The sequence below is a fragment of the Mesorhizobium alhagi CCNWXJ12-2 genome, assembly GCF_000236565.1.
Lineage (GTDB): Bacteria > Pseudomonadota > Alphaproteobacteria > Rhizobiales > Rhizobiaceae > Allomesorhizobium > Allomesorhizobium alhagi.
The window spans coordinates 1-6,384 of the sequence record NZ_AHAM01000333.1 but is presented as its reverse complement, the minus strand read 5'-3'; the positions used below and the strand labels follow the sequence as shown (position 1 = coordinate 6,384).

Here is a 6,384-nt window from a genome sequence, read left to right as displayed (position 1 = left end):
CGGAGCGGAAGGGCGGCGCGGCCGCCTTCCTGCCAGAATGGCGGCAACAGCGTCGCGTCGCGATACTGCGCATAGGGCAGATGCGGCGCGATCAGCGGCGCCAGGATGGCGATGATGACCAGGCCTACGAAGATCCACAGCCCGATCACCGCGCCGCGATTTTCGGAAAAATAGTACCAGAATTCCGCGAGCCGGGCCCGGCGGGATGGGTCGAGCGAGATGTCCTCGATGGCCGTGGTGTCTGCCATGGTCCGCTCCTCCTCAGTGCCGGATGCGCGGGTTGATCAGGCCGTAGAGCAGATCAACGATGAGATTGACGATCATGATGATGCCCGCGATCATCAGCAGGCCGGCCTGGATGACCGGGTAGTCGCGCCGGAACACCGAATCCACCATCCATTTGCCGATGCCCGGCCAGGAGAAGATGGTTTCCGTCAGGATCGCGCCGGCAAGCAGCACGCCGACCTGCAGGCCGATCGTGGTGATGACCGGGATCATTGCGTTGCGCAGCGCATGCACGCCGATGACGCGGAACGGCGGCAGCCCCTTGGCGCGGGCCGTGCGCACATAGTCCTCGCCGAGAACTTCGAGCATCGCCGAACGGGTCTGGCGGGCAATGACGGCGAGCGGAATGGTAGCCAGCACGATCGTGGGCAGGATCAGGTGGCTGAGCGCCGACTTGAACGCGCCTTCCTGTCCGGAAAGCAACGAGTCGATCAGCATGAAGCCGGTGACAGACGGAAAATAATAGAGCAGCGAGATACGGCCGGACACCGGTGTCCACTGCAATATGCCGGAAAACAGAATGATCAGCAGCAGGCCCCACCAGAAGATCGGCATGGAATAGCCGACAAGTGCGGTCCCCATGATGCTCTGGTCGAAGAACGTGCCACGCTTGAGCGCGGCGAATATGCCCGCCGGAATGCCGAGCACAACGGCCACGATTATCGCGCAGATGGAAAGTTCCAGCGTCGCCGGAAACAGCGTCAGGAACTGCTCGAGCACCGGTTGTTTGGTGACGATCGAGGTGCCCATGTCGCCGGTCAGCACGCCCCACAAATAGTCGAGATATTGGATGACGATAGGCCTGTCGTAGCCGAGTTCGTGCGTGATCTGCGCGTGGCGCTCGGGCGACATGACCCGTTCGCCCGACAGCAGCGCCACCGGATCGCCGGGCAGCAGCCTGATGAAGGAAAATGCGATGATGGAGACCCCGATGAATGTCGGGATCAGGACGGCGAGCCGCCCCAGAAGAAACCGGAGCATATCAGACCTTCGGTGGGTTTTCCGAGACCATGGGAAAGATAGCACAAAATGTGCTTGGGGGCGCTTGCATGACAAGCGCCCCCAATTCCGGGTCTTCTAGTTGGTCTTATTCGGCGAGGTCAACACCGTCGAATGCGAAGTCGCCAAGCGGGCTCTGTACGAAGCCCTGGACTTCCTTGCGCATCGGCACGACCGACAACGAATGGTCCAGCGTCGCCCACGGAGCTTCACGCTTGAAGACGACCTGCGCCTCTTCGTAGAGCTTGGTGCGCTCGGCCTGGTCCGACGTGGTCTTGGCCTGGACGACCAGCTTGTCGAACTCTTCGTTGCACCACTGCGCGCGGTTGTTGCCGCCGACGGCATCGCAGCCGAGCAGCGTGTGCAGGAAGTTGTCCGGGTCGCCATTGTCGCCGGTCCAGCCGAGGATCACCGCGCCGTCGCGGTCCTTGGCCTTGGAGCGATCGAGATATTCGGCCCATTCATAGGAGACGATCTCTACCTTGACGCCGATCTTGTCGAAATCCGACTGGATGAGCTCGGCGGCGCGGCGTGCGTTCAGCATGTATGGACGGGCGACGGGCATCGCCCAGACCTTCATCGACAGCCCCGAAACGCCTGCGTCCTCGAGCATCTTCTTGGCGGCTTCCGGATCGTACTTGTCGTCCTCGATCGCGTCGTTGTAGGACCACATCGTCGGCGGGATCGGGTTCTTGGCCGGCGTCGCCTGCCCCTGGAACACCGAATCGACGATCGCCTGCTTGTTGATCGCCATGTTCAGCGCCTTGCGCACCTCGACCTTGTCGAACGGGGCCTGGGTGGTGTTGTAGGCGAGGTAGGCGACGTTCAGGCCTTCCTGCTCCATCACCGTCAACGCCGGGTCTGCCTTCATGGCCTCGACGTCCGCCGCGTTCGGATAAGGCATCAGGTGGCATTCGCCGGCCTTCAGCTTCTGGTAGCGCACGGCCGCGTCGGTGGTGATGGCGAACACCAGGTCGTCGATCTTCTGCTTGCCGTTCCAGTAGTCCGGATGGGCCTTGTAGCGGATCGCCGCGTCCTGCTGGTAGGCGACGAAGGCGAACGGACCGGTGCCGAGCGGCATCTGGTTCAGCTGGTTCATCTTGCCGTCGGCTTCCAGCTTGTCGGCATATTCCTTCGACATGATCGAGGCGAAGGGCATCGCCACATTGGCGAGGAACGGCGCTTCCTTCTGCTTCAGCGTGAACTTCACGGTCAGATCGTCGACCTTCTCAACCGAGGCGATCAGGTCGGGGAAGCCCATGCCGTTGAAGTATTCCCAGGCAGTGCCGGGGACATATTTGTTCCAGGGATGGTCGGCCTTGAGCTGGCGCTCATAGGAGAACACCACGTCGTCGGCGTTCAGGTCGCGGGTCGGCGTGAAGAACTCGGTGGTCTGGAACTTGACGCCCGGACGCAGCTTGAAGGTGTACTGCAGGCCGTCGTCGGAAATCTCCCAGCTTTCCGCCAGGCCGGGAATGGCTTCGGTGGTCCCGGGCTTGAATTCGAGCAGGCGATTGTAAACGGTGTGCGCGGCGGCGTCGAAAGTGGTGCCGGCCGTGTAGAGCCCGGGATCGAAGCCTTCCGGCGATCCCTCCGAGCAATAGACGAACGTCTTTGCGCTCGCCGCGCCGCTCAGCACGGTCGCAGCCATAAGCGCGGCCGCGAAGATCAGTTTTCTTTTCATGATTACTCCCCTGAGATTGTTCCAAGCCCTTAAGGCGGGCTCGTGAGGGCGCATATAAGCACCGTTTACCGGGCTTTGGAACTCCCCGTTTGCGTTCCGCTTGGTAACGAGATTTTTTTGCTGCCAGATAGCAAATTTTTGGATTTTCGTTCTGGACAGTCCCTTGCAAGCGGGTCGGCGACGCCAAGGCTTTGCGCAGGCGCTTGTTTCGCTTGGCGGTCGGCGATACTTTGGCAGCGGCTGTTCACACGCCGCTCCACAAGAAAATCATTCCCGAAGCTGACGCAGAGGCAAGGCTTGCGCGTCGCCGCTTTGTCACAATACATAGTCGGCACAATCGTTTTTGGCTCGGTTTCGCAGCAAATGCTCGGCGGGCGAAACAGCTGCGAGGGGGCGGCTGCAAACGATAAAATCCGGCGACGGAAACGCGAGGGAGGCAAAATTGGCCAAGACAACGAACAAGACGGCAGCGCCGAAAGCAAAGCCGGCAGAAGCGGCATCCAGCCCGGCCGAACCGGCAAAAAAAGCCGGCGCGGCGAAACCTGCGGCTCCTGCGAAGCAGGCAAAAGCAGCTGCCAAACCAGCTACGGCCGGAGCGAAAAGCGCAGCCGCAAAACCGTCGGCTGCCAAGGCCTCGAAGCCCGCCGCATCGAAGCCGGCAACGAAGACTACGGCCAAGCCCGGAGTAAAATCTGCAACAGCCAAGCCGGCCGTGAAGGCCGCGTCCACGAAATCAGCCGCGAAGCCCGCCGCATCCAAGCAGCCGGCCGCCAAAGCCGCGGCGTCCAAGCCGGCTGGCAAAACTTCCGCGAAGCCTGCATCGACCAAGTCAACATCGGCCAAGCCGGCTGCAAAGGCTGCCGCAAAACCCACGGCAAAGGCAGCGACCTCCAAGGGTTCTGGGAAGGCGGCGGCAAAGCCGGCCGCCAAGGCCAAATCGAAGCCCGCAATGCCGAAGGCGACGTCCGGCCTGCCTACCGGCGCCGGCAAGCCCTGGCTTAAAAGCTACCCGAAGGGCATCTCGCCGGAGATCGCGCCGCTCGCCGTCGCCTCGATCGGCGATCTGATGACTGACGCCGCGAAGAAATATGCCGGCCGGCCGGCCTTCACCTGCATGGGCAAGACCATCACCTATGCCGAGCTCGAGCGCCTGTCGAAGGATTTCGGCGCCTGGCTGCAGTCGAAGGGCCTCCCCAAGGGCGCGCGCGTCGCCATCATGATGCCGAACGTGCTGCAGTATCCGGTGGCGATGATGGGCATCCTGCGCGCCGGCTATACGGTGGTCAACATCAACCCGCTCTATACGCCGCGCGAGCTCGAGCACCAGCTCAAGGATTCGGGCGCGGAGGCGATCGTCATCCTGGAAAACTTCGCCTGCACCCTGCAGGCAGTGATCGCCAAAACACCGGTCAAGCATGTGGTGGTGGCGACGATGGGCGACCTGCTTGGCGGCCTGAAGGGCATGATCGTCAACCTGGTCGTGCGCCATGTAAAAAAGATGGTGCCGGCCTGGTCACTGCCCGGCCACACAGGCTTCAACGCCGCACTGAAAGCCGGCGCGGCGATGACCTTCAAGCCGGCCAAGGTCGAGGCAAATGACATCGCCTTCCTGCAATATACCGGCGGCACCACCGGCGTTTCCAAGGGCGCGACGCTGTCACACGGCAACGTCTTGGCCAATGTCGCGCAGCTCGCGCTTTGGGTGGAGGACGCCTATACGGTGAAGCCGCGACCGGCCAACATCAATTATGTCTGCGCGCTGCCGCTCTACCACATCTTCGCGCTCACCGTGAACGCGCTGATGGGCATCCAGCAAGGCAGCCATAACCTCCTGATTCCCAATCCCCGCGACATTCCGGCCTTCGTCAAGGAACTGCAGAAGCAGCCGTTCCACATTTTCCCGGGCCTCAACACGCTTTTCAACGCGCTCTTGAACAATGAGGATTTCCGCAAGCTCGACTTCAAGCCGCTGATCCTGTCGCTGGGCGGCGGCATGGCGATCCAGAAGGGCGTCGCCGAGCGTTGGAAAAAGCTAACCGGCAACAACATCACCGAAGGCTACGGCCTGTCGGAGACGTCGCCGGTGGCGACCGCCAACAAGCCGAGCGGCACCGAATTCACCGGCACGATCGGCCTGCCACTGCCCTCGACCGACATCTCGATTCGCGACGACGACGGCAACGAGTTGCCTACAGGCGAAGTCGGCGAGATCTGCATCCGCGGCCCGCAGGTGATGGCAGGCTACTGGAACAGGCCGGACGAGACCGCCAAAGTGATGACAGCCGACGGCTTTTTCAAATCCGGCGATATGGGCTTCATGGATGAGAGGGGCTACGTCAAGGTCGTCGACCGCAAGAAGGACATGATCCTGGTTTCCGGCTTCAACGTCTATCCGAACGAATTGGAAGAGGTCGTGGCTGCGCATCCGGGCGTGCTGGAAGTCGCGGCGATCGGCGTGCCCGACGAGCATTCGGGCGAGGTGCCGAAGCTCTTCGTCGTCAAGAAGGATGCCGGCCTGACCGAAGAAGCCCTGCTCGCCTACTGCAAGCAGAACCTGACCGGCTACAAGCGGCCGAAATTCATCGAGTTCCGCACCGAACTGCCCAAGACGCCAGTCGGCAAGATCCTGCGCCGGGAGTTGAGGAGTTAGCGGAACGCATCATCGCTCCGATCCGTCCAGCCGCTGGATCGCGGTGCTCCTGTCGGGCGGATCGCCCGACAGCGAACCCAGGCCCGCCAATTAGGAGGACATGAAAATGCTGCGAACCATTGCGCTTCACTCGCTCTGGCTGTTGCTGTCGCTTACCACATTGGCGGCCTTGGCCGACCAACCCGACACGCCGGGCATGCCGGCCGAAAACGTGATCACGGCAACCTACCGGTGCGAGAGTGGCCAGACCATCGTCGCCCGCTATGACAACAACAACCCGGACGCGCCGACCGCACTACTCGAATACAAGGGCCGGACCTTCGACATGTACAATGTCCGGGCGGCCTCCGGCGCGCGTTACGCCACCGAGCAGGGTCTGTCGCCCGACAAGGGCCTGCAATGGTGGACCAAGGGAGACGATGCGACGCTCAGCGAAATGCTGATGGACCACACCGCGCCCGAGCCCGTCGAGATCGAAGCGTGCACGGCCAGGCCCGCGGGTTAGCCGGCCGGCGCAACCGATCGCATTGATGCCGTACTGACGGCATTGCGCGTAGCGGAGACACGAGGACCCATGCCGCTCCCTCGCGGGAGTGTTCCGCGGTGAAGACGGCAATCTTCCCGAAAGCGGTAACAACACCTCCCACGAAGTGGGGATAAAACCAGTCCGATCCTGGCCGGCTTTTGCCGTTATCGAAGATTCCTTGCAGCGATTTCAAACACTTGGCGATTCGGCAAAAGAATCTTTTGTTCACACATGCTGCCC

Annotated in this window: 5 protein-coding genes and 1 pseudogene; 3 read left to right on the top strand and 3 right to left on the bottom strand. The window is 62.0% G+C overall.

Going from position 1 to position 6,384, the window contains the following annotated elements; genetic code table 11:
- From MAXJ12_RS33355 to MAXJ12_RS33345, 3 genes and pseudogenes are all read right to left on the bottom strand, one after another.
- A pseudogene (locus MAXJ12_RS33355) lies at positions 1 to 248 on the bottom strand (dipeptide ABC transporter permease DppC); the annotation flags it as partial.
- Between the two features lie 13 nt (positions 249 to 261).
- Entirely contained in the window at positions 262 to 1,266 is a 1,005-nt protein-coding gene (locus MAXJ12_RS33350; RefSeq protein ID WP_008840656.1) for an ABC transporter permease subunit, read from the bottom strand.
- Positions 1,267 to 1,372: 106 nt separating this feature from the next.
- Entirely contained in the window at positions 1,373 to 2,968 is a 1,596-nt protein-coding gene (locus tag MAXJ12_RS33345) for an ABC transporter substrate-binding protein (RefSeq protein ID WP_008840655.1), read from the bottom strand.
- A 297-nt stretch (positions 2,969 to 3,265) separates the two neighbouring features.
- On the opposite strand from MAXJ12_RS33345, the gene MAXJ12_RS39805 reads away from it, so the two are divergent.
- From MAXJ12_RS39805 to MAXJ12_RS33330, 3 genes are all read left to right on the top strand, one after another.
- Positions 3,266 to 3,970, top strand: a complete 705-nt coding sequence (locus MAXJ12_RS39805; RefSeq protein ID WP_008840654.1) for a hypothetical protein — start codon at positions 3,266 to 3,268, stop codon at positions 3,968 to 3,970.
- Complete coding sequence (locus MAXJ12_RS33335) at positions 3,918 to 5,618, top strand: long-chain-fatty-acid--CoA ligase (protein ID WP_008840653.1); 1,701 nt, start codon at positions 3,918 to 3,920, stop codon at positions 5,616 to 5,618. Before MAXJ12_RS39805 ends, MAXJ12_RS33335 begins: the two co-directional genes overlap by 53 nt.
- Before the next feature lie 106 nt (positions 5,619 to 5,724).
- Positions 5,725 to 6,123, top strand: coding sequence for an MliC family protein (locus MAXJ12_RS33330; protein ID WP_193364393.1), 399 nt, complete (start codon positions 5,725 to 5,727; stop codon positions 6,121 to 6,123).
- The last annotated feature ends 261 nt before the right edge of the window (positions 6,124 to 6,384 follow it).